Genomic DNA, 22,056 nt, shown 5'->3' with positions numbered 1-22,056 from the left:
TGGCACGTTCACCGTGCTCTGAGCGTGCAGGGAAAACAGATCTATGGGTGAACGGAATAACTGCGGAACGAAAGAGTTTTCCTGGAAGATTTGAAATGAAAATGTGTATAAGAGATAGCCAAAGGGAGAGGGGGAAAACAGCCAACGTAGAACATTTTTTATTCCCTCTCCCTGCCAGGGAGAGGGTTAGGGTGAGGGTCAATCCTCAGAACAGGCCCAGCGGCTTATCGGAATAGCTCACCAGCAGGCACTTGGTCTGCTGATAATGCTCCAGCATCATCTTGTGGGTCTCGCGCCCAATCCCGGACTGTTTATAACCCCCAAACGCAGCGTGTGCCGGGTAGGCGTGGTAACAGTTGGTCCACACGCGCCCGGCCTGAATACCGCGTCCCATTTTGTACGCCAGGCTGCCGTTGCGGCTCCAGACGCCCGCGCCCAGGCCGTATTCGGTATCGTTTGCCAGCTCCAGCGCTTCCTCTACGGTTTTAAACGTGGTGACGGCGAGCACCGGCCCGAAGATCTCCTCCTGGAACACGCGCATGTTGTTTTTACCGAACAAAATGGTCGGCTCGAGGTAGTAACCCGCCTGCAGGTCGCCCGTCAGCGCTTTTCTACGCCCGCCGGTCAGCACGTCCGCGCCTTCTTTCTTGCCGATGTCGATGTAGTTGAGGATGGTTTCCATCTGTCCCTGGGACACCTGCGCGCCCATCTGGGTGCGGCTGTCCAGCGGGTTGCCGGAGCGAATGGCTTCAACGCGGCGAATTGCACGCTCAATAAAACGTTCGTAGATGGACTCCTGCACTAGCGCGCGGCTCGGGCAGGTACAGACCTCGCCCTGGTTGAAGGCGAACAGCGCAAAACCTTCCAGCGCTTTGTCGAAGAAGGCGTCTTCCTCTTCCATCACGTCGGCGAAGAAGATGTTCGGGGATTTGCCGCCCAGCTCCAGGGTAACCGGGATAATGTTTTGGGTGGCGTACTGCATGATCTGTTGCCCGACTTCGGTGGAGCCGGTAAACGCCACTTTAGCGATGCGTTTCGAGGTTGCCAGGTATTCGCCAATCTCGCCGCCCGCGCCGTTCACTACGTTAACCACGCCCGGCGGCAGCAGGTCGCCAACCAGTTCCATCAGCAGCAGCACGGAGAGCGGGGTCAGCCGCGCAGGCTTCAGCACGATGCAGTTGCCCGCCGCCAGCGCCGGGGCCATTTTCCAGCTCGCCATTAGCAGCGGGAAGTTCCACGGAATAATCTGCGCGACCACGCCGAGCGGCTCGTGGAAGTGGTAGGCGACGGTGTCTTTATCCACCTCGCTGATGCCGCCCTCCTGGGCACGAATACAGGAGGCGAAGTAGCGGAAGTGGTCGATGGCCAGCGGCACGTCGGCGGCGCTGGTTTCGCGAATCGGTTTGCCGTTGTCCCAGGTTTCTGCCGTCGCCAGCAGCTCGATGTTTTGCTCCATGCGGTCGGCAATTTTCAGCAGGATGGTGGCGCGCTCCTGCACGGACATCTGCCCCCAGCCTTTTTTGGCTTCGTGGGCGGCATCCAGCGCCAGGTCGATGTCGGCCTTGCCGGAGCTGGCGATTTCGCACAGCGGCTGGCCGGTCACCGGGGTGAGGTTTTCATAGTACTGACCGCCAACCGGGGCAACCCATTGGCCGCCGATAAAGTTGTCGTAACGGGGTTTAAGCTTCAGCGGGAAACCATATTCGCCGGGGATAATACGGGTATCGGGAGGATTATTTGTCATAGCCGTCTCCTTGTGATGGTTCACCCACAAGGGTAGTTCGGGCTGGCTGTTTCTTCGCCGTTTCCCGTCCGCTTTACGACGCGCTTCACGGATTAATGCCGGAGAAGAGGGAAAAACTCTTCTCCGGCAGCAGGGATCAGCGTGAAGGGGTAAACAGCGCCTTGTCGCGCAGCAGGTGGTCGTTGCCGCGCCGACGGGTAAAGCCGGTTTTGTCGAAATACTCCAGAATCTGAATCGCCAGCTTGCGGCCTACGCCTAATCTGTCGCGGAAGTCTGCGGCGTTGGTGGCACCGTGGGTTTGATCCAACTCGCGGATCAGATCGGCAAACGTCTGCAGGCGATCGTTTCGGTAATAACGATCTTTCAGAATCGCGGTGACCAGCCCCTGCTGGGCGGCGGATCGTAACAGCTGACGCATCGCCTGTTCTTCCTCGCCGGTTTCTTTGGCCAGGTCGCGAACCCACCAGGGCTCATCGCCAAGCAGGGCGTCTACTTTGTCCCACACCGCTTGCTGCGTGGCAGAAAAACCGGGCTCGTGCCCCGGCAGATGCAGCCAGCCCTGGCGGCTCATCAGCAGGCCTTCAGCGCGCATTCTTTCGATAAGCGACAGCACCAGTCCTTCGTCTTCTGCGGGCAGCGCCATGCGGCGCAGGCGTTCACGCCCAGGTCCGGGCTGATCGTCATGCTGCTGGTGGTAGCGTGCCAGCACGTCGAGCAGTTTTTGCTGCCAGAGAGCGGCCACGTCCTGACTTAGCAGCGCATTGCCCGCCTGCAGATAACCCGGCTGGCCGAGCAGAGCCTGAAGACCTTCCGCCGTTAGCTGGCGCGCCCAGGCAAATTCGCTGAGCAGCACGGCGCCGCGCGTCAAATGCGCTTCCAGCGCCTGCAGGTCACCGGATGCTTTTGCCAGCTCAGCCAGCCAGGCCAGAAAAACGGGCTGGCGCTTGCCGCGACGTGGGGCATTGAGCAGCACGGCACGGGCACCGGCGAGCGTGGTGCGCGCGCTGATATCGCGTAGTACAAGACGGTCGTTATCCGCCAGCCACAGCGGCACATCCAGCACCAGCTCGGCCAGATTACCTTCCAGCAGGGAAACTCGCCCGGTTACGTGGCGGGCAGAATGGTGAATATGCAGCGGCTGCCACTGCTGGAGCGGCTGCAGCGTTTGCAGCTCAACGATAACGCGCTCAACCGGCTGCAGCGGTTTGTCGCTCAGCAGCCAGTCGCCCCGGCTGATGTCGGCTTTTTCCGCGTCACCGCTGATGTTCAGGGCAATGCGCTGCCCGGCCATTGCGCTGGAAACCGGCTGGTTTTGGGCGTGAAGGCCGCGCACGCGCATCGGTTTATCCGCGCCGGTCAGCCAGAGCGAATCGCCAACGTTAACTTCGCCGCTCAGCGCCGTGCCGGTGACCACAAGGCCTGCGCCCTTAACCGTAAAAGCACGGTCGATGGCCAGGCGGAAGCGGTGCGAGGTGGCATGAGGGCGTTCATTGAGCGCTTTTAGATGCTGCTGTAGCGCTTCTACGCCTTCCCCGCTGGTGGCGGCGGTTACAAAGATTGCGGCCTGAGCATCGCCCAGCAGAGCGGCAACTTCATCGCGGACTTCTGCAATGCGGGCGTCGCTCACCCGGTCGGCTTTGGTTAGCGCGACGGTTATCTGCGGGTTGCCCGTCAGCTGTAAAATCGCCAGATGCTCGCGGGTTTGCGCCATCACGCCGTCGTCGCAGGCAATGACCAGCAGCGCATGATCTATGCCGCCGACGCCCGCCAGCATGTTGGCCAGAAATTTTTCGTGCCCCGGTACGTCAATAAAGCCAATCACCCGGCCATCCGGCTGTGGCCAGTAGGCGTAGCCGAGGTCGATGGTCATGCCGCGCTTTTTCTCTTCGGGCAAGCGATCGGCATTCACGCCGGTCAGCGCCTGAAGCAGGGTGGTTTTGCCGTGGTCAACGTGCCCGGCGGTGGCAATAATCACAGGGCAATGCCCTCCAGCAGCAGCGCTTCGTTTTCGAGGCAACGTAAATCCAGCCACAGTCGGCCATCGGCAATGCGGCCAATGACCGGCCTTTCCAGCTCGCGCAGGGTTTGCGTCAGCGAGGCAAGCGTTGAGCCGCGCCCGTCTTTCGGCGTGAAGGTCAGGGCCGCGCCGGGCAGGCGGTCAACGGGCAAAGAGCCGCTGCCGATTTGCGACAGGCACGCTTCAACTCGGACGTCGAACAACTCGCCAAAACGCTGTTCAAATGCGGGCCGCAGGCGGGTTGCCTGCTGGTGAATATCTTCGGCGCTGCGGGTTAGCAGTCGTAGGGTTGGCAGACGTTCCACCAGCGTTTCCGGGTGCTGATACAGCCGCAATGTAGCCTCCAGCGCCGCCAGCGTCATTTTATCGGCACGCAGCGCGCGCTTCAGCGGGTGGCTCTGAATGCGCTCGATAAGCGCCTTTTTGCCGACGATGATCCCGGCCTGCGGGCCACCGAGCAGCTTGTCGCCGGAGAAGCTCACCAGGCTCACGCCGTCGGCAATCAGTTGCTGCGGCATTTGCTCCGGCGGCAGGCCCCACTGGCTTAAATCTACCAGCGAGCCGCTGCCCAGGTCGGTGACGACCGGCAGATTGAGTTCGTTGCCCTGCGTAACCAGCTCGGCCTCGCTGACCGCTTTGGTGAAGCCTTCAATGTGGTAATTGCTGGTGTGCACCTTCATCAGCAGCGAGGTGTTTTCGTTCGCGGCTGCGAGGTAGTCTTTCAGGTGCGTGCGGTTGGTGGTACCGACTTCAACCAGCGTGCAGCCCGCCTGGCGCATAACGTCTGGAATGCGAAACGCGCCGCCAATTTCCACCAGTTCACCGCGCGAAACCACCACTTCGCCGCCGTCTGCGCAGGCCGCCAGCATCAGCAGCACCGCTGCCGCATTGTTGTTGACGATGCAGGCGTCTTCGGCGCCGGTAAGCTCGCAAAGCAGATCGGCTATGGCGCGATCGCGGTGGCCGCGTCCGGCGTCGTCCAGCGAATACTCCAGCGTTACGGCGGAGCGCATGGCTTCGCTGACGGCGTCAATGGCCGCCTCGGCCTGTAGCGCACGCCCGAGATTGGTGTGCAGCACGGTGCCGGTCAGGTTGAAAACCGGCAGCAGAGCGCTGCGCTGGCTAGCCTCGAGCACGTCACGCGTTTTCTTTGCCCAGTCCTCGCTCCAGTCCGGCAGCTTGCTCGCCGTGCGGATGTGTTCGCGCGCTTCGCTTTGCAGCATTCTCAGCGTCGCTACCACGCGGGTGTGGCCGAACTCGGCAAGGAGGGCGGTAAAGGCGGCATCGCGCAGCAGGCGGTCGGTCGCCGGAAGATGGCTAAAAAGTGTTTGAGCTGTCGTCATGGCAGGGACTGGATTAGGAAATTTGTGAGTAATATTACAGGGGACAACGTCCCCTGTCCTGGCAGCAGATCATGCCGCGGGCGGTTCGGTACGGGCAAAACTCTCGCGCTGGAACAGCTGTTCGACCAGCTTGACCAGGTGCGGGCGATTGACGCACCAGCCCGGCGCGACGCGGCGGAAATTGAGATAACCCACTGCGCAGGCCGCAGAAATATTGGCCAGATTGAGCGGCTCGGCGGTCAACGTGCCGTCGGCGGCGTATTCTTCCAGCAGATCGAGAGCGCGGCCAATCTTCTCGCGCTGGCGCACCAGGACTTCTTCAGACTGCTGTTCCGCCGGGCGCAGTTTCTCACGCACCGACGTTAACGCTGCGTCCAGAATGCCGTCGGAAAGCGCCTCAAGCTGGCGCACTTTCAGCGCCGCTTTTGGGTCGTGCGGAATGAGTTCTGGCGCAATGTCCAGCAGCTCAAGGTATTGGGCGATGATCGGCGAATCAAACCAGCGCTCGCCCTCATCGGTGATAAGCGTCGGCACTTTGCCGAGCGGGTTGTACTGCGGGGCCGGGCTGTCGCCAACCCACGGGTTGACGTTAACAAACTCAAAGCTAAGGCCTTTTTCCAGCAGAATGACCGAGATCTTTCGCACGTAAGGGCTGGTGTAATTACCGATCAGTTTCATGACATTATCCGTTTTTGCCAACTTGAGGTAAGTATGAAACAGATACCCAACATTGCTGAAAAAGTCTACGCCTGCGGCGCTTTTATGTAATCGACGAAGGCGCGAAGCGCGCTGGGCATGTATTGCCGATTTGGGTAATAGAACTGGAACGGCGGCAGCTCAGGCAGCCAGTCTTCGAGCATCGAAACCAGCCTGCCGCTCGCGAGGTGCTCTTCTACCTGCTGCTGATACAGATAGCCAATGCCTGCCCCGCACAGCACCGCTTCCAGCTCGGAATCGAGATCGTCCACGACGATGTTGCCGCACGGCGTCACTTCCAGCTTGCCTTCTGGCCCGTAAAACTCCCAGTAGTAGGGACGGCCGCTTGGGTAGCGGAAAATCACGCTGCAGTGATTAACCAGCTCGCGGGGATGAGCCGGGGCCGGGTAGCTCGCAAGATATTCCGGCGTGGCGACAACGCAAATCTTTGCCTTTGGGCCAATCGGCACGGCAATCATGTCTTTTTCCACCGTGGTTATCAATCGGATTCCGGCGTCGTATTCCTGCTTCACGATATCCACCAGCCTGTCGTCGGTGGTGACTTCCACTTTGATGTCGGGATAGCGGCGGATAAACCCGGCCACCAGCGGCATTAAAACCGTGCGTGAGGCCAGCCGTGAGCTGTTGATTTTGAGGGTGCCCATCGGCGTGTCGCGAAACGAATTCACCTCGTCGAGAATGGTATGAATTTCGTCGCAGGCCGGGCGCAGACGCTCGTAGAGGTTGTTGCCAGCCTCGGTGAGAGACACGCTGCGGGTGGTGCGGTTGAACAGCCGGATTTTCAGGCGCTGCTCGAGCTGTTTAATGCCGTGGCTGATTGTCGACGGAGAAAGCCCCAGTTCGTCGCCGGCGGCGCGAAAGCTTTTGTGCCGCGCCACGGCGATAAAGGTCGCGAAGTCGGAAAAATTCAGCGCCATTAGTGAAAATCCTTCATTAACTCATCTCAAATACTACGTTTTACAGAATTATCCAGCGGCCGTAAAGTGGTAGCACTTCCCAACAAACTGAGATAACTCCATGAAATCAGAGAATATGTATATCGTTTGGGCCCATCCGCGCAGCGACTCATTAACCGCGCAGGTGGTACAGGAAATTCAGGGCGAGGCGGCGGAACGCGGCATTAACGTCTCCTCCCTCGACCTTTACCGCAGCGATTTTAACCCGGCGCTTGGCGTGGACGACGAGCCAGACTGGAGCAACCCGCAGAAGCCGTACTCCCCGGAAGTTCACCGCCTGTTTGGCGAGTTAGCAGACAAAGACACCGTGGTCGTAGTGTTCCCGGTGTGGTGGTACAGCTTCCCGGCCATGCTCAAAGGCTACCTGGACCGCGTGTGGAACTACGGCCTGGGCTACGGGCCGGGCGGCACGCTGGGGAATAAGAAAATCCGCTGGGTGGCGCTGGTCGGCGGCTCGCAGGCAGGCTTTGTGAAGTACGGTTGGGAAAAGAACATGACCGATTTTATCGGCGGCTCGATGGGCTACATGGGCGTTGAGGACGCAAAAATCGACTTTCTCTATAACACCATCGGCGTGGAAGAGGGAATTGGCGACAGCGATGCCCATTACCAGCAGCTGTTTGCTCAGGCGCGCGGCATTGTCGCGGATTTAGCTAACTAACTTTTCATTCCAGCGCGGCATTCAACGTCGCGCTTTTTACCCGCCGCTTCGCTGTAATTTACTTTCATTCCGTGATTGTCCTTCGTTTGTTGTCAACGCCCAGATTTTAACTGGATCACATTAGGATTAATCCCCCTCAAAATACTTTGTGAGTTAGATCACAAATAAATAACAAAGACGTCATAACTAAATGTGATGTTAGTCACATTAAAAGGTCAATCAGGGTTAAAAATTCCACGGTGTACTTTTTTTACACTGCAATTATGTGATCAGCATCACTCAATGAAGATGGGTGATCCCTGAGTATTGGTGATCTTCATCACATAATTAGGCGGTTGCTGGACAGCTTAACGATTCAGTGCCAGATTCGCGTCACTTTACTGAATAAGGCCGGCGACCCTGCCGCTACGTTAACAATAAACCTCGGGCTGCTTTTCAGCGCGGAACACCAACAAGGGGTATGTGTATGTCATCCGATATCAAGATCAAAGTGCAAAGCTTTGGTCGTTTCCTCAGCAATATGGTTATGCCAAATATCGGGGCGTTTATCGCCTGGGGTATTATCACGGCCTTATTTATTCCTACCGGATGGTTGCCAAACGAAACGCTGGCGAAGCTGGTAGGCCCGATGATCACTTACCTGCTGCCGCTGCTGATCGGCTTTACCGGTGGTCGCCTGATTGGCGGTGACCGTGGCGGCGTGGTGGGGGCTATCACCACTATGGGCGTTATCGTCGGGGCTGACATGCCGATGTTCCTCGGCGCAATGATTGCGGGGCCTCTGGGCGGCTGGGCAATCAAGCACTTCGACAAATGGGTCGACGGTAAAATCAAATCCGGCTTTGAAATGCTGGTGAACAACTTCTCTGCCGGTATCATCGGGATGATCCTGGCGATTCTGGCGTTCCTCGGTATTGGCCCTGCGGTTGAAGTCCTGTCCAAAATTCTGGCGGCGGGCGTTAACTTCATGGTTGTGCACGAGATGCTGCCGCTGGCGTCCATCTTCGTAGAACCAGCGAAAATCCTGTTCCTGAACAACGCCATCAACCACGGCATCTTCTCGCCGCTGGGGATTCAGCAGTCCCACGAGCTGGGCAAATCCATCTTCTTCCTGATTGAAGCGAACCCGGGTCCGGGTATGGGCGTCCTGCTGGCGTACATGTTCTTCGGTCGCGGTAACGCTAAGCAGTCTGCGGGTGGCGCGGCTATCATCCACTTCCTGGGCGGTATCCACGAAATTTACTTCCCGTACGTGCTGATGAACCCACGTCTGATCCTGGCCGTTATCCTCGGCGGTATGACCGGCGTGTTCACCCTGACCGTGCTGAACGGCGGCCTGGTGTCTCCGGCTTCCCCAGGTTCCATCCTGGCGGTATTGGCGATGACCCCGAAAGGCGCATACTTCGCTAACATCGCGGCTATCTGTGCGGCAATGATTGTTTCCTTCGTGGTCTCCGCCATCCTGCTGAAAACCAGCAAAGTGAAAGAAGAAGACGACATCGAAGCTGCGGCTCGCCGTATGCAGGAAATGAAAGCCGAATCCAAAGGTGGCGCAGCGCCGCTGGCGGTAGGTGCTGGCCTGTCTAACGACCTGAGCCACGTGCGTAAAATCATCGTAGCCTGCGACGCAGGTATGGGCTCCAGCGCCATGGGCGCAGGCGTGCTGCGTAAGAAAGTGAACGATGCTGGCCTGAAAAACATCTCCGTGACCAACTGCGCTATCAACAGCCTGCCGGACGACGTTGACTTGGTGATTACCCACCGCGACCTGACCGAGCGTGCGATGCGCCAGGTGCCGCAGGCGCAGCATATCTCCCTGACCAACTTCCTCGACAGCAGCCTGTACGCCAACCTGGTTGAGCGTCTGGTGGCCTCTCAGAACCTGAGCGACAAAGAAGTGAAGGTGATGCACAGCCTGGAAGACAGCTTTGTTTCCAGCGAAGAAGGCGTCTTCAAGCTGGGCGCGGGTAACGTGTTCCTCGGCCTGAAAGCCAGCACCAAAGAAGAAGCGATTCGCTTTGCCGGTGAGCAACTGGTGAACGGCGGTTACGTGCAGCCGGAATACGTGGACGCCATGTTTGAGCGCGAAAAACTGACCCCAACCTACCTGGGCGAAGGCATCGCGGTTCCTCACGGTACCGTGGAAGCGAAAGACCGCGTGCTGAAAACCGGCGTGGTGTTCTGCCAGTACCCGGAAGGTGTTCACTTCGGTGAAGAGCCGGAAGACGTGGCTCGCCTGGTTATCGGTATTGCGGCCCGCAATAACGAGCACATCCAGGTCATCACCAGCCTGACCAACGCGCTGGATGATGAGTCGGTGATTGAGCGCCTGGCGCACACCACCAGCGTTCAGGAAGTGTTGGATCTGCTGGCCGGTAAGAAATAAGGGTTTGCCCCTCACCCCGACCCTCTCCCCGGAGGGGCGAGGGGGAAAAGAGTGGGGAGTTCTGGATGTTCCCTCTCCCCTTTGGGGAGAGGGCTAGGGTGAGGGGATTCGCATACAGTATCCTTACCCCAGCCCTCACGGGTGAAATAATCAGGAAGGTTAACGCAATGAAAGCATTACATTTTGGTGCAGGTAATATCGGTCGTGGCTTTATCGGTAAACTGCTGGCAGACGCCGGTCTGCAGCTGACTTTTGCCGACGTAAACCAGGTGGTTCTGGATGCCCTGAACGCGCGTCACAGCTACCAGGTTCACGTAGTGGGCGAGCAGCAGCAGATTGATACCGTCTCCAACGTGAATGCTGTCAGCAGCATCGGCGACGACGTTGTGGCCCTTATCGCGCAGGTTGACCTGGTCACCACCGCTGTGGGCCCGGTTGTGCTGGAGCGCATCGCGCCTACGCTTGCCAAAGGTCTGGAGCTGCGTCGCGCCAACGGCAACGACACGCCGCTGAACATCATCGCCTGTGAAAACATGGTGCGCGGCACCAGCCAGCTGAAAGAGCACGTGAAAAAAGCGCTGTCCGCTGAGGCATGGGCGTGGGTTGAGCAGCACGTTGGCTTTGTCGATTCTGCGGTTGACCGCATCGTTCCGCCATCCGAGTCCGCCACCAACGACCCGCTGGAAGTGACCGTGGAAACCTTTAGCGAGTGGATTGTCGATAAAACCCAGTTCAAAGGTGAGCTGCCGAACATTCCTGGCATGGAACTTACTGATAATCTTATGGCGTTTGTCGAGCGCAAGCTCTTCACGCTGAATACCGGGCATGCTATAACCGCGTACCTCGGTCAACTGGCCGGGCACCAGACTATCCGCGATGCCATTCTTGATGAGAAAGTGCGCGCCGTAGTGAAAGGGGCGATGGAAGAGAGCGGCGCGGTGCTGATTAAGCGCTACGGCTTTGAAGTAGACAAGCACGCCGCGTACATCAAGAAAATCCTTGGTCGTTTCGAAAATCCTTACCTGAAGGACGACGTGGAGCGCGTTGGCCGTCAGCCGCTGCGCAAACTCAGCGCCGGTGACCGCCTCGTCAAGCCGCTGCTCGGCACCATTGAGTACGGCTTACCGCACGTGAACCTGATCAAAGGGATTGCGGCGGCAATGCACTACCACAGCGAGCAGGATCCGCAGGCGCAGGAGCTGAAGCAGTTGCTGGCTGATAAGGGCCTGCAGGCCGCACTGGCGGAAGTGTCCGGTCTGGATGCGAACAGCGAAGCCGTGACCGAGGCGGTAAAGGCGTATAACGCCATAGCGTAACCCTATGCAGGCGCGGTGGATGCCGCGCCTGAAACATGTTTAGTGATGCAGGCAAAAATGGAAGAAACCCAGGCCTTTGAAAACCGCGTGCTTGAGCGACTGAATGCCGGCAAAACCGTAAGAAGCCTGCTGATTGCTGCCGTCGAGCTGTTAACCGAAGCGGTAAATATCCTGGTGCTGCAGGTGTTCCGCAAGGACGACTACGCGGTGAAATATGCGGTAGAGCCGCTGCTGGACGGCGACGGGCCGCTGGGCGATCTTTCGGTACGCCTGAAGCTTATCTACGGGCTGGGCGTGCTGAACCGCGCCGAGTACGAAGACTGCGAGCTGCTGATGGCGCTCCGGGAAGAGCTGAACCACGACGGCAACGAGTACAGCTTCACCGATGACGAAATGCTTGGCCCGTTTGGCGAGCTGCACTGCGTCACGGCGCTGCCGCCGACGCCGACCTTCGTGGACGGTAGCGATCCTGAGCTGCTGGCGATGCAGCGTCAGCGCTATATGCAAATCGTTCGCTCCACAATGGTACTTTCCCTGACAGAGCTGATCTCAAGGATCAGCTTAAAAAAAGCCTTCCAAAAATAGCCGCCTTTCGCCCTGTCCCTCAGGATCGTGTATCCTTGCCAGCAAGCTATCTTTATTCACGGTAAGTCAAAATGAAAGAAATCGAAAAATCAGAAATTAAACGCCTTAGCGACCGTCTGGACGCCATCCGCCACGAAATGCCAGGTTTGCACCTGATCAACGAAGCGGAAAAATATGCCGAGCTGGAAAAAGAGCGGCAGAAGCTGGAAATCGAAATCGCTCGCCTGCAGGCGGTGCGTAACCAGAAGCTGAGCAAAGAAGCACAGAAGCTGATGGCGCTGCCGTACAAGCGTGCGATTACCAAAAAAGAGCAGGCCGATATGGGCAAGCTCAAGAAAACCGTGCGTGGCCTGGTGATTGTCCACCCGATGACCGCCCTGGGTCGCGAAATGGAATTGACCGAGATGACCGGCTTCTCCCGCACTGAATTCTGACCGCGTTCTCTTTTCGGCGAAATAAACCGATAAAACCCGCCTCATCAGCCTCTTAAATCTCCATCCGGCTCTATAGTTAAGTGCCGGGTGAGGATTTCTCTTGCCCAGGATCTACCGCTGGATAATTTGCCCGTTTCGCGACGAGGCTGCAGGGAACGCCAACCCTTTGTTTATCTTTCTTGCTGTGAGAGTAAACATGAAAAACAAGGCTCTGACTCTGGTTCCCGTTTGTCTGGCCGGTTTCACCGGCGTGTTTCCCATTTCTGCCTCCGCGGCCTGTTCGTCATCAACGCCGAATAGCGGAGATACTGTGACCTGTAGCGGCTCGGGTATTCCGCCGGTGGTTGCCACCGCAGGCAGCAATAACGTCACGATTAATCTCGACTCCACCGTGACCGGGAGTTACTCGCTGACCACTCAGGCGACGCCGTTTTCGGTGGACAGCAGCAGCAGTATCAACAACGCCGGGGCGTTGACTCTCTCTGACAATGGTACGGGCGTTGCAAACCGTGGGGCGCTGTTGCTGGGTGTGAATAACGGCAATACGCTGACCAACGGCGCGACGGGCACATTGACCACCACCGGGGCCTACAACGATGGTATGGCGGCCAACGGCAATAACAATACCCTAATCAACAACGGCACTATCACCACCAGCGGCAATAACTCATACGGCATGACCGCCGCCTGGGGGCAGAGCAACCCTGGCGCTTCGGGAAATACCATCACTAACACCGGAACGATCTCCACGTCGGGGAATAACGCCAGGGCCATTTCGCTGCTGGGCGGCAGCGGCACGGTGAATAACAGCGGGACGCTGACCACTTCCGGGCGGGACGCGCCCACGGTTTTTCTACAGGGCAACAACGCCACCCTAAATAACAGTGGGCTGATTCAGGCCAAAGGCACGGCGTCTTCCAGCGGCAGCGTGGACGGCGTGGTGGCGAACACGCTCGGCAGCAGCTTTAACACCACCATCAATAACCTGGCCGGTGGGCAGATTATCAGTAACAACGGGATCGGTATTCGCTCCACCAACGGTAATATCACCATTACCAACGCTGGGTTGATTCAGGGCGGAAGCGGCACGGCAATTCTGAGCGGTAACGGCAGTATTTCGCTGATCCTGCAGACAGGCTCGCAGATTGTTGGCCTTGCGGACGGCGGACGGGGTAATAACAGCGTGACGCTTGAAGGCTCGGGAACTGCTTCTAACGCTTTCACCAATTTCCAGACGTTGACCATGACCGGCAGCGACTGGACCTGGGCGGGCACCGGCGCGTTTACTACCGCCCTGGTGCAAAGCGGCACGCTGGATCTTACCGGCACGCTCGGCACCAGCCTCGCTTCAGTGACGGCCTCGGTAAGCAATGGCGCGACGCTGCAGGCGAACTCATCCAACTTGCCGCTCTCGGTGAGTAACAGCGGGCTGGTGCGCTTCCTGCAAAAAAATCAGGGAGAGTATCTGGGCACGATTAGCGGCAGCGGTGCGGTAGAAAAAGCCGGGACCGGGACCTTGCTTTTTAACAGCGTGAACAGTTACACCGGAGGGACTGCCGTCAATGACGGGACGCTCATCGTCGGCGATAGCGCACACGCTTCGGCTTCCCTCGCCAGCGGCGCTACCGTCGCAGCCGGAGCCTCACTTGGCGGTTACGGCACGGTGAACGGCGACGTGACGAACAGCGGAACGCTGGGAGCGGCCAATACGCTGTCGCCACTTTCTGCTGGCCCACAGGGCAATTTCCAGATTAATGGCAACCTGACCAATACCGGGCTTGTTCAGCTCGGCGGCAGCGGCGTGGGGAATAGCCTGACCGTAGCCGGAAACTATAGCGGACAAAACGGCGTGATTGCGCTGAACACGGTGCTGGCGGGCGATGGGGCGGCGTCTGATAAGCTGATCGTTAGCGGGGGCAGTGCTTCTGGCAGCAGTACGCTGAAGGTGACTAACATCGGCGGGGCCGGAGCGCAAACTGCCGCAGACGGTATTCAGCTGGTGCAGGCCACCAACGGCGCGACCAGTACGGCAAACGCCTTCAAGCTTTCGGGTGGCACCGTCAGCGCCGGGGCGTATTCCTACTATCTTGCCAAAGGCGGCGTCTCCGACGGCAGCGGCGGGAGCTGGTATCTGCGTAATACCGTCGTTGTTCAGCCCGTGGAGCCGGTTCCACCGGATGAAGGAACTCCAACGCCTCCGGAAACTGTCACCTCGATTACACCGGGGGAAGGCACGCCTGATTCCATCATTGAGGCAGGCAAGGGTGGGGAGGCCTCTGGCGGCGAGACGCTGAACGTCTACCGGCCTGAAGTCGCGCTGTATGCTGAAGCGCCTGCCGTTGCCCGCCAGCTTAACCTCCAGCAGATTGATACCTTCCACGATCGCCAGGGCGAGCAGAGCCTGCTGAGCGGCGATAACAAAGCCCCGGCCTTCTGGGCCAGAAGCTGGGGAAGCCACGCGGATATTCATCAAAGCGGGGACGTTAACCCTTCCTTCAACGGTACGCTGTGGGGGCTGCAGCTGGGCCAGGATTTGTATACCGCGACTGAAGATAATGGCGCAACTCATCATGCCGGTGTGCTGTTCGGCTTCTCCAGAGCGACCGGCGATGTCGACGGCTTTGCGCTGGCGAAACAGGGCGCGCGCGTCGGGAAACTGCAGCTGAATAACTACAACTACGGCGGCTACTGGACAAGGGTTGCGGCTTCCGGCTGGTATACGGACGCGGTGCTAATGGGCAGCGCGCTGCGGCTGAATACGGATTCGGTGAACGACGTGAACGCCTCTTCCAGCGGCAAGGCGGTTACCGGCTCAGTTGAAGCGGGGCTGCCTGTTGCCCTCGGCGAAGGGCTGACGCTTGAACCTCAGGCGCAGCTGGTCTGGCAGAGAACCTCGCTGGATTCGCTGCATGACGGCGTCTCCGATGTTCGCTGGAACAACGGCAATACGTGGCAAGGGCGGGTTGGGGCTCGTTTACAGTGGGCGTTTGAGGCGAGCGGCGTGAACTGGAAACCCTATCTGCGCGCCAACGTGCTGCGCTCGTTCGGGCAGGATGATGAAACGGATTTCGATGGCAGCACGACGATTGCCAACAGCATCGGGCAAACGGCCGGGCAAATCGGCGCTGGGCTGGTGGCGCAGGTGAGCCAGAACGGCAGCCTGTACGCCACGACCGGCTACCTGACCAATCTCGGCGGCGAGCGCCAGCGGGTGGTTACCGGCAATGTTGGCGTGCGCTGGAGCTGGTAATCGCCCGGCGGCTCCCGGGCTTACCCCGGGGTTGCTTTTCTTATGGTCACTTTGTGTTCAGTTTTTTTGAATTAGATAAGCGAATTGTTCCGCTAACAAACAAAGTTGTGCGGCGCTATTCTTATCTTATCGAAGGCAATCAGCCTTCCAACTAAACAAAACGCAAAGGTAATCATCATGAAAAGCATCAAATATTTTGCCGTAGTTATGACTCTCGCCGCTTCCTTCTCCGGTTTTGCTGCAGAAACCCAGCAGGTTGCCAGCCAGAAAATGGGCACCGTATCGGTCAGCGGCGCGTCTAACCTCGACAGCCTGCAACACCAGCTGCAGCAGAAAGCTGAGCAGGCCGGGGCGAAATCGATCCGCATCATCTCTGCCGGCGGCGATAACAAAATGTACGGCGTGGCTGAAATCTACAACTAAGTATTGAATCACGCAGTATGGGCCGCCTTGTGCGGCCCGTGTTTTATCTGAACTCTCGCGCCAACAGGCCAAAAATCCAGTCATCCTGCCAGCGCTCATTCAGCCAGTAGTTCTCCCGCAGCGTCCCTTCCTGCTGAAACCCCACTTTCTCCAGCACTTTCTTTGACGGAATATTTCCGGCGGTGACCGTGGCGACAAGCTTGCGGATGCCAACTTCCGCAAATGCAAAGGCGCACACCTCATACAGTGATTCATACCCGTAGCCCTGGCCGTGAAACGACGGATCGAGTAAAAAACCCACTTCCGCGATATCGTCCTCGCGCAGGATAAAGCCGGTGACGCCAATCGGCACGCCGGTTTTGCGGTGGCGCATCACCATACAGAGCCAGTGGCGGCTGCCCGGCAGCCATTCGGGAAGGCGGGCGTCAAAGGTGCGACGAATCTCTTCTTCTGAACGATTTTCGTCGACGTAGCGCATCACCTCCGGCTGCTGCTGCAGGTAGCGAAAGAGTGGCCAGTCGGCTTCGGTGATTTGCTCGAGCGCCAGGCGTGGTGTCAAAAGGGTCTGCATGATGTTAATCCACAATAAACAGGACGGCGCCTGATGCCGTTGAGGAACGGTGCGGCTCTGCGCCGTCGGCGACCTGGTAGCTCATGCCCGGCGTCAGGGTAAACTGGCGGCCATCTTCCAGCTCAGTTTGCAATTCGCCTTTCAGGCACAGCAAAACGTGGCCTTTTTGGCACCAGTGATCGGCCAGATAGCCTGCAGTGTATTCCACCATGCGTACGCGAATCGGCCCAAACTGCTGGGTGCGCCACAGCGCTTTACCGGTAATGCCGGGATGTTCGGTCGGCGTGAGGGTGGCCCAGTCGGTAGTGTTAAAAGGCAGGTCGGTGATGTTCATACGGCTCCTGATTATCGTTGTTGTTGTCTGGTCCTCCTTTTGATAGCAGTAAATAAAAAACGGTGCCAGCGTGTGGCACCGCTTAAGCGTTAATCCCAGCGCGATAAATCATCTCGCGTTAGCCCCATATCCCTGAGCTGTTCCGGGCTGAGCTCGCGCAGTGCCCGTAAAGTCTGGCGGCGCTGTCGGCTGCGGCGAAAATACTGGTAAAGCATCACCAGGCCATAAAACGGTCTGCGATGGTGGTTCTCTTCAAAGCCCATGATGTGACTCCTCGCGGTTTGCCTGGGGATAATCATGAGGCCAGCTGGCAAAAGCAGACAGATTCAAAAATTACTTTTCTTTAACATACAGAAGGGCTAAAACATGAGCTGAATGGCATTTATTGCGCCATTCTGTATCGGTTTTTCCTTCTGTATGGTTTCCGGTGAGGATACAGCATGACGCGTTACCAACATCTCGCCACGCTTTTGGCTGAGCGCATTGAGCAAGGGTTATACCAGAGCGGGGAGCGTTTACCCTCGGTTCGTAGCCTGAGCAGCGAACACGGCGTCAGCATCAGCACCGTGCAACAGGCGTACCACGTCCTGGAAGACCAGCAGTTGATTTCCCCTCAGCCACGATCCGGCTACTTTGTTTCGCCGCGCAAAGCCGTGCCACCTGTGCCGCGTTTAACGCGTCCCGTACAGCGCCCGGTGGAAGTGACGCAGTGGGATGCGGTGCTGGAATTGGTGAATTCCCGGCAGGACTGTGAAGTGATCGCGTTTGGCAGCGGATCGCCGGATCTTACCCAGTCGACGATAAAACCGCTGTGGCGGGAAATGGGGCGGCTCACGCAATATCAGGAGCCAGAGCTGCTTGGCTACGACGGCATGTTTGGTGTGAAAGCGCTGCGCGAGCAAATTGCCCGCCTGATGCTGGACAGCAACTGCGTGGTGAATGCCGATGAGATCGTGGTAACCAACGGTTGCCATGAAGCACTGTCGATTGCGATTCGCGCGGTGTGCGAGCCAGGTGACATTGTGGCGGTTGAGTCGCCGTCATTCCACGGCACCATGCAGATGCTGCGCGGGTATGGCGTAAAAGTAGTTGAAATTCCGACTGATTCTGTCACCGGTATTAGCCTGGAAGCGCTCGAGCTGGCGCTGGAGCAGTGGCCCATCAAAGCCGTGATTCTGGTGCCAAACTGCAATAATCCGCTTGGATTCATCATGCCGGACGCGCGTAAAAAAGCGGTGATGAACCTTGCCCGGCGCTTTGATATCGCCATTATCGAGGATGACGTTTACGGTGAGCTGGCCTATGAATATCCCCGCCCGATGACGATTAAATCCCTGGATGTGGATGGCCGCGTCCTGCTGTGCAGTTCGTTCTCAAAAACGCTGGCGCCGGGTCTGCGCGTGGGCTGGATTGTGCCGGGACGCTACCTCGACCGCACGCTGCACACCAAGTATATCGGCACCGGAAGCAGCGCGACATTTACCCAACAGGCGGTAGCGGCCTTTATTCGTAACGGGCATTACCACCGCCATCTCCGGCGTATGCGCCAGCATTACCAGCGTAATCTGGACGTCTTTACCTGCCGCGTGCGGCAATATTTCCCCTGCGGGATCTGCGTCAGCCGGCCTCAGGGGGGCTTCCTGATGTGGATTGAACTCCCGGAAGAAATCGATGCAGTGCGGCTCGGTAACGCATTGAAAGAGGCAAAAATCCATATTGCAATCGGCTCGCTGTTTTCGGCCTCTGGAAAATATCGCCATTGCCTGCGGTTGAACTATTCTTTGCCGTTCAACGCCGTTACCGAGGCGGCGCTAAAAAGGCTGGGTGAAATCGTCGAATGTGAGATTTGAAAATGCCCGGCTAAATCGCTCTTTTTATCGCCATTGATTCCCGTCGGGCTGCTTTACACTCGGCTGTAATGGCGAAGTTTGGCCTTGGCATTAATAACCATAAAAAATAGCCGCCTGGGGCGGAAAAAGCAGTTTTTTCTGCGTTCGGCAGCACAAGGCCGGACATCGACAAAGGACTATCATGAGCAGCGCAACATTGCAGATGCGGGAGCACTTTGAGACGTGTCTGGGGATTATTCGGCAGGCTTCGCTACAAATCCTGCCGCTACTGAATATTCGTGCCGCCGAAGGCAAAGATCCGCAATGGTTTTTCCAGCAATTGGAGCAGGCCCGTATGGCGCTTGGCAGCTGGGGGGCGGTGGCAAAGCGGCTGAATCTTAACGACTCCGAGATATCACAATTCACGCTGCTGCTGCGCCATTTGCAGCAGCTGGTGCCTCAGTACGAGAGCGGCCAGGAGGTGAGCCAGAACCAGCTCCTCGCCGCCCTGCGGTTCACCAACTACCTTGAACATGTGCGCTTTAAGCAGCCCTTGCTGGGCTATTCCACCGAGCTTTCCTCCAGCGTTGATGGGCTACAAAAAGGCGCGCAGCAGCAAATGCGCGCCATTGAACTGATGCTGAAAGGGCTGGTGAACCAGGCATGGGAAAGCCAGGCGGAGCTGGTCAATCAGCTAAAAAGCCAGTTTGGGGCTGACAAAGTTCGCCGCTGGTTAAAGCGAGGTGAGCGGGGCGACGTGCTGAGCGGAATGAAGTTCAGCGAGCTGGCGCTGATGCTGGTGGATAAGAAAGAGTTCGCCCATCACTACGCTAAAATCTACCAAAACTCACCGCAGCTGGGCTTTCTTATCGACCAGCGTAAAACCCTGCAAATCTTCCTCGATGGTACCAGGCAAATCCGCAATGACCTGATGCACAAGCAGCCGCTGTCCACCGTGCAGGTGGCTTTGCTGGATAGCTATTTCGGTGAAATCAGCGGCCCGGTACAGAAAGCCTTTAGTGAAGGCCGCACCAAAGTGAATCCTTCCGCTCTGTTAGACGCGGATGACGCCACGCTGCAAAGCTATCTTGAGCAGGCGCGTAAAAACCACTCTGCGCAGGGCGGTGACCCGGACGAGATCAGAGAATCCATTGAGCGTTATGATCCTCGCACGGCCAAAAAACAGCATGATACGACCGACATGATCTCCACTGCGCTTTGGGCATCGGTCGGGATTGTTGTAGTGGCGGTGGCGGTGATTGGTCTCTATCTATTAAGTGATGTCTCTTCAACGCCTGAGGTGACGGCGGCTCCGCCAATCGTGAGTACGCCGGTGCAGCAGAAAGAGCGGCCGGAATCCAACAGCCCACGGGATATGCTCGCCAATATGGGCATCACCTGGGATGAAAATAACCTGCGGGCGGCGATTAACCGTAATGACGCCCGTATTGTGCGCCTGTTTATGCAGGGCGGGATGAACTGGAAAGTCTATTTTGCCGAGCAGGCATTGGCGGCGGACGATCGCGATGTGCTGACCATTTTGCTGCAGTACCGCCCGCAAATGGATGAGGCCCGGCCCTGCCGCAGGCTGATTGGCTCTACCGAATTAGGCATGAAGAAGGGGCAAAAGCTGACTTCGCTGAGGAAGCAATTCCTCTCCAGCTTCTGCAGTTCAGCCCCGGCGGTACAGCGTCAGAAGGAAGAAGTTGAGCGGGCACAGATGCGCCTGGCGGCGCAAAAGCAGCGCTATGAAGATGCGACAGCTCAGGGGCTGGAGACAGAGCCGGTGGATGAGCAGACCGCCAAAATTCAGCAGGCGATATATAACGCAATGCGCTAGCCGTACCGGGCAGCCTTCGGGCTGCCCAATGCATTACAGCAGGCCTTTATCGCGGAACGTTGCCGCGGTGGCTTCGTTCAGATCGTAGCTCGCCAGATCCTGCGGGCTGACCCACGCGTACTGCTCAAACTCTTCGTTAAGGGTTATCTCGCGGTTTTCGCTGATGCAGTCAAACATCAGGTAAATCATATACACCTGTTCTTTTCGCCCATCGGCGTAGGTTTTCACCCGGACATCATCCCGGAAGGTCCACGGTTCAACGTGCGAGATAATCAGCGCTTCGCCGAGTTCTTCCCGGATTTCACGCCGCAGGCCTTCTACCATGGTTTCGCCTGGCTCAATGCCGCCGCCGGAAAGCGCCCACTGGCCGGGAAATACACCGCGATCTTGCGGCATTTTGCATAGCAAATATTGGCCCTGATTTTGGATAATTGGGCAGGCAATCACTCTTTGTCGCATGGTCTTCTCCCTGAAAAATAAGCCGCTGAGTTATAGCACAGATACGAAAAAGGGTTTGCGCGCTGGCAGGCTCTTTGGAGAGGATCTTATTTCCGACTCAATCATTTTTTCGAGACCTTTTATTTAATATATTCATTAAATAAATGTGTGAAGATAAATAAAATAATCTTGGCGTATGTTGTGAGTGAAAATAATGATTAAGATCTGAATTTTCACTGCAAAAATAAAAAGCCCTATTCACTGTAATGATTTGCCGATTATGATAAGCGGCGCTCAAGGTGAGCATCGATAACACTATACCAGGAAGGCATTTATGTCGGCACTCCAGTTTCCCTGCTTGATATTCAAAACCCAAAAAAAGATGGATGACTACAGCGCCAGCGATATGCAATGCGGCGATCTGTCTGACATTGTTCTTAGAGCACGGTTTCATCTGTTGGACGTTTCCACCAGGGTAAACCCTTACACATTGACGGCAATCAGTCCCTTCGCCCAGCCGTATTTAATGTTCCCTGGCTATCTAAAGGAAGGTGAAAAACTGACCCTGAGGGAGTGCGCGGACATCCTTTTTGATGAGATGCGGTACTTATCCCGCCCGTTTGCGTTGCGCCCCCCGTACGACTTGCTGATTAAGCTGATGATTACCCATATGCAAAAAAATAAAGACGAATCCTTCAGTCATCTATTACTGGATAGCGCGTTGAAGGAGCATATTTTGAGCGATAATTCGTCTGAAAACAGTACACGATTTCGTTTGCAGAAAGTTTTCGGGCGGTATATTGACTGGGAAAGTAAACATTATCCATTAAAGGACGCAGAAAAATTAGGGGAGGCAATTATGCGTGGAAAACTGCCAAAGTTTGACCGCTTCCAGGATAACTTTAACGGGCTGGGCATCACCGTGCATGATACTTGGGCAACGCATATCACGATTAAGTCTCTGGCGGTTGGTAAAGAGCGCTATCGCGCCGTTGTTCATTATAAAGTTCAGGACCACTTTGGGCTGGATGATGACGATATTTCAAAGGTTAAATTTAACCAGTTCCGGTTTTTCCGTATCTGGTTTCTCCTTCAGCGCTACAGCCAGTTTGGCTACAAACCTTTTATGACCAATATGGAAGCTACCATTGAAATTACCGGGGGACGTAATGACATTCAAAAATAAGAAAGCAGTTTCCTTGCTAGTTGTGG

At 57.0% G+C, this 22,056-nt stretch carries 19 protein-coding genes; 10 read left to right on the top strand and 9 right to left on the bottom strand.

All coding sequences use genetic code 11. The features are described 5' to 3' along the window. Positions 1-205: 205 nt before the first annotated feature. The 5 genes from exaC to CNE01S_RS22090 form a co-directional block, all read right to left on the bottom strand. Positions 206-1,744, bottom strand: a complete 1,539-nt coding sequence (gene exaC / locus CNE01S_RS22110) for an acetaldehyde dehydrogenase ExaC (RefSeq protein ID WP_061278600.1) — start codon at positions 1,742-1,744, stop codon at positions 206-208. Positions 1,745-1,880: 136 nt separating this feature from the next. Further along, complete coding sequence (selB, locus tag CNE01S_RS22105; RefSeq protein ID WP_061278598.1) at positions 1,881-3,719, bottom strand: selenocysteine-specific translation elongation factor; 1,839 nt, start codon at positions 3,717-3,719, stop codon at positions 1,881-1,883. After that, positions 3,716-5,104, bottom strand: coding sequence for an L-seryl-tRNA(Sec) selenium transferase (gene selA / locus CNE01S_RS22100; RefSeq protein WP_061278595.1), 1,389 nt, complete (start codon positions 5,102-5,104; stop codon positions 3,716-3,718). The genes selB and selA overlap by 4 nt, the downstream gene beginning before the upstream one ends. A 69-nt stretch (positions 5,105-5,173) precedes the next feature. Next, the gene (locus CNE01S_RS22095; protein ID WP_061278593.1) at positions 5,174-5,782 is read right to left on the bottom strand and encodes a glutathione S-transferase; all 609 of its coding nucleotides are present in this window, start codon (positions 5,780-5,782) and stop codon (positions 5,174-5,176) included. Positions 5,783-5,847: 65 nt separating this feature from the next. Beyond that, positions 5,848-6,738, bottom strand: coding sequence for a LysR family transcriptional regulator (locus CNE01S_RS22090; protein WP_061278590.1), 891 nt, complete (start codon positions 6,736-6,738; stop codon positions 5,848-5,850). A gap of 100 nt (positions 6,739-6,838) precedes the next feature. Between CNE01S_RS22090 and CNE01S_RS22085 the strand changes: the two genes are divergently transcribed. The 7 genes from CNE01S_RS22085 to CNE01S_RS22055 all read left to right on the top strand — a co-directional run bounded on the left by CNE01S_RS22085 (position 6,839) and on the right by CNE01S_RS22055 (position 15,832). Further along, entirely contained in the window at positions 6,839-7,438 is a 600-nt protein-coding gene (locus CNE01S_RS22085) for an NAD(P)H oxidoreductase (protein ID WP_061278588.1), read from the top strand. 466 nt (positions 7,439-7,904) lie between these two features. Continuing rightward, entirely contained in the window at positions 7,905-9,824 is a 1,920-nt protein-coding gene (locus CNE01S_RS22080; protein WP_061278586.1) for a PTS mannitol transporter subunit IICBA, read from the top strand. A gap of 167 nt (positions 9,825-9,991) precedes the next feature. Further along, positions 9,992-11,140, top strand: coding sequence for a mannitol-1-phosphate 5-dehydrogenase (gene mtlD / locus CNE01S_RS22075; RefSeq protein ID WP_061278584.1), 1,149 nt, complete (start codon positions 9,992-9,994; stop codon positions 11,138-11,140). 45 nt (positions 11,141-11,185) lie between these two features. After that, a complete protein-coding gene (mtlR, locus tag CNE01S_RS22070; protein ID WP_008458691.1) occupies positions 11,186-11,725 on the top strand; it encodes a mannitol operon repressor MtlR in 540 nt (179 codons plus the stop codon). A gap of 71 nt (positions 11,726-11,796) precedes the next feature. After that, entirely contained in the window at positions 11,797-12,159 is a 363-nt protein-coding gene (locus CNE01S_RS22065) for a YibL family ribosome-associated protein (RefSeq protein ID WP_061278582.1), read from the top strand. A 196-nt stretch (positions 12,160-12,355) separates the two neighbouring features. Next, entirely contained in the window at positions 12,356-15,409 is a 3,054-nt protein-coding gene (locus CNE01S_RS22060; protein ID WP_174522191.1) for an autotransporter family protein, read from the top strand. 177 nt (positions 15,410-15,586) lie between these two features. Beyond that, a complete protein-coding gene (locus tag CNE01S_RS22055; protein WP_061278580.1) occupies positions 15,587-15,832 on the top strand; it encodes a YdgH/BhsA/McbA family protein in 246 nt (81 codons plus the stop codon). Between the two features lie 43 nt (positions 15,833-15,875). Here CNE01S_RS22055 and CNE01S_RS22050 read toward each other — a convergent pair whose 3' ends face one another. From CNE01S_RS22050 to CNE01S_RS24830, 3 genes are all read right to left on the bottom strand, one after another. Beyond that, a complete protein-coding gene (locus tag CNE01S_RS22050) occupies positions 15,876-16,403 on the bottom strand; it encodes a GNAT family N-acetyltransferase (RefSeq protein WP_061278578.1) in 528 nt (175 codons plus the stop codon). A 4-nt stretch (positions 16,404-16,407) separates the two neighbouring features. Continuing rightward, positions 16,408-16,737 (bottom strand): DHCW motif cupin fold protein, encoded by a 330-nt coding sequence (locus tag CNE01S_RS22045; RefSeq protein WP_061278575.1) that lies wholly within the window; start codon positions 16,735-16,737, stop codon positions 16,408-16,410. Between the two features lie 89 nt (positions 16,738-16,826). After that, positions 16,827-17,000, bottom strand: a complete 174-nt coding sequence (locus CNE01S_RS24830; RefSeq protein WP_072279204.1) for a DUF1127 domain-containing protein — start codon at positions 16,998-17,000, stop codon at positions 16,827-16,829. Positions 17,001-17,177: 177 nt separating this feature from the next. Here CNE01S_RS24830 and CNE01S_RS22040 point away from each other — a divergent pair, with 177 nt between their 5' ends. Beyond that, entirely contained in the window at positions 17,178-18,587 is a 1,410-nt protein-coding gene (locus tag CNE01S_RS22040; RefSeq protein WP_061278573.1) for an aminotransferase-like domain-containing protein, read from the top strand. A 181-nt stretch (positions 18,588-18,768) separates the two neighbouring features. Then, positions 18,769-20,406: an STY4199 family HEPN domain-containing protein gene (locus CNE01S_RS22035; RefSeq protein WP_061278570.1), complete on the top strand. Its 1,638-nt coding sequence runs from the start codon at positions 18,769-18,771 to the stop codon at positions 20,404-20,406. A 33-nt stretch (positions 20,407-20,439) separates the two neighbouring features. Here CNE01S_RS22035 and nudI read toward each other — a convergent pair whose 3' ends face one another. After that, entirely contained in the window at positions 20,440-20,865 is a 426-nt protein-coding gene (gene nudI, locus CNE01S_RS22030; protein WP_061278568.1) for a nucleoside triphosphatase NudI, read from the bottom strand. Positions 20,866-21,178: 313 nt separating this feature from the next. Here nudI and CNE01S_RS22025 point away from each other — a divergent pair, with 313 nt between their 5' ends. Then, positions 21,179-22,030: a YPO3983 family protein gene (locus CNE01S_RS22025; protein ID WP_061278565.1), complete on the top strand. Its 852-nt coding sequence runs from the start codon at positions 21,179-21,181 to the stop codon at positions 22,028-22,030. Positions 22,031-22,056: the final 26 nt, after the last annotated feature.

Source organism: Cedecea neteri NBRC 105707 = ATCC 33855, from assembly GCF_001571265.1.
GTDB classification, from domain to species: Bacteria; Pseudomonadota; Gammaproteobacteria; order Enterobacterales; family Enterobacteriaceae; genus Cedecea; species Cedecea neteri.
This window is presented reverse-complemented; position numbering and strand designations above follow the sequence as displayed.

What these genes read in the sequence shown, in the direction of transcription:
- mtlR (WP_008458691.1), top strand. Translation starts at nt 11,186, where the DNA reads ATGCAGGCAAAAATGGAAGAAACCCAGGCCTTTGAAAACCGCGTGCTT.
- CNE01S_RS24830 (WP_072279204.1), bottom strand. Translation starts at nt 17,000, where the DNA reads ATGGGCTTTGAAGAGAACCACCATCGCAGACCGTTTTATGGCCTGGTG.
- CNE01S_RS22040 (WP_061278573.1), top strand. Translation starts at nt 17,178, where the DNA reads ATGACGCGTTACCAACATCTCGCCACGCTTTTGGCTGAGCGCATTGAG.
- CNE01S_RS22080 (WP_061278586.1), top strand. Translation starts at nt 7,905, where the DNA reads ATGTCATCCGATATCAAGATCAAAGTGCAAAGCTTTGGTCGTTTCCTC.
- CNE01S_RS22035 (WP_061278570.1), top strand. Translation starts at nt 18,769, where the DNA reads ATGAGCAGCGCAACATTGCAGATGCGGGAGCACTTTGAGACGTGTCTG.
- CNE01S_RS22085 (WP_061278588.1), top strand. Translation starts at nt 6,839, where the DNA reads ATGAAATCAGAGAATATGTATATCGTTTGGGCCCATCCGCGCAGCGAC.
- CNE01S_RS22050 (WP_061278578.1), bottom strand. Translation starts at nt 16,403, where the DNA reads ATGCAGACCCTTTTGACACCACGCCTGGCGCTCGAGCAAATCACCGAA.
- CNE01S_RS22025 (WP_061278565.1), top strand. Translation starts at nt 21,179, where the DNA reads ATGTCGGCACTCCAGTTTCCCTGCTTGATATTCAAAACCCAAAAAAAG.
- CNE01S_RS22045 (WP_061278575.1), bottom strand. Translation starts at nt 16,737, where the DNA reads ATGAACATCACCGACCTGCCTTTTAACACTACCGACTGGGCCACCCTC.
- CNE01S_RS22065 (WP_061278582.1), top strand. Translation starts at nt 11,797, where the DNA reads ATGAAAGAAATCGAAAAATCAGAAATTAAACGCCTTAGCGACCGTCTG.
- exaC (WP_061278600.1), bottom strand. Translation starts at nt 1,744, where the DNA reads ATGACAAATAATCCTCCCGATACCCGTATTATCCCCGGCGAATATGGT.
- nudI (WP_061278568.1), bottom strand. Translation starts at nt 20,865, where the DNA reads ATGCGACAAAGAGTGATTGCCTGCCCAATTATCCAAAATCAGGGCCAA.
- selA (WP_061278595.1), bottom strand. Translation starts at nt 5,104, where the DNA reads ATGACGACAGCTCAAACACTTTTTAGCCATCTTCCGGCGACCGACCGC.
- CNE01S_RS22060 (WP_174522191.1), top strand. Translation starts at nt 12,356, where the DNA reads ATGAAAAACAAGGCTCTGACTCTGGTTCCCGTTTGTCTGGCCGGTTTC.
- CNE01S_RS22055 (WP_061278580.1), top strand. Translation starts at nt 15,587, where the DNA reads ATGAAAAGCATCAAATATTTTGCCGTAGTTATGACTCTCGCCGCTTCC.
- CNE01S_RS22095 (WP_061278593.1), bottom strand. Translation starts at nt 5,782, where the DNA reads ATGAAACTGATCGGTAATTACACCAGCCCTTACGTGCGAAAGATCTCG.
- mtlD (WP_061278584.1), top strand. Translation starts at nt 9,992, where the DNA reads ATGAAAGCATTACATTTTGGTGCAGGTAATATCGGTCGTGGCTTTATC.
- CNE01S_RS22090 (WP_061278590.1), bottom strand. Translation starts at nt 6,738, where the DNA reads ATGGCGCTGAATTTTTCCGACTTCGCGACCTTTATCGCCGTGGCGCGG.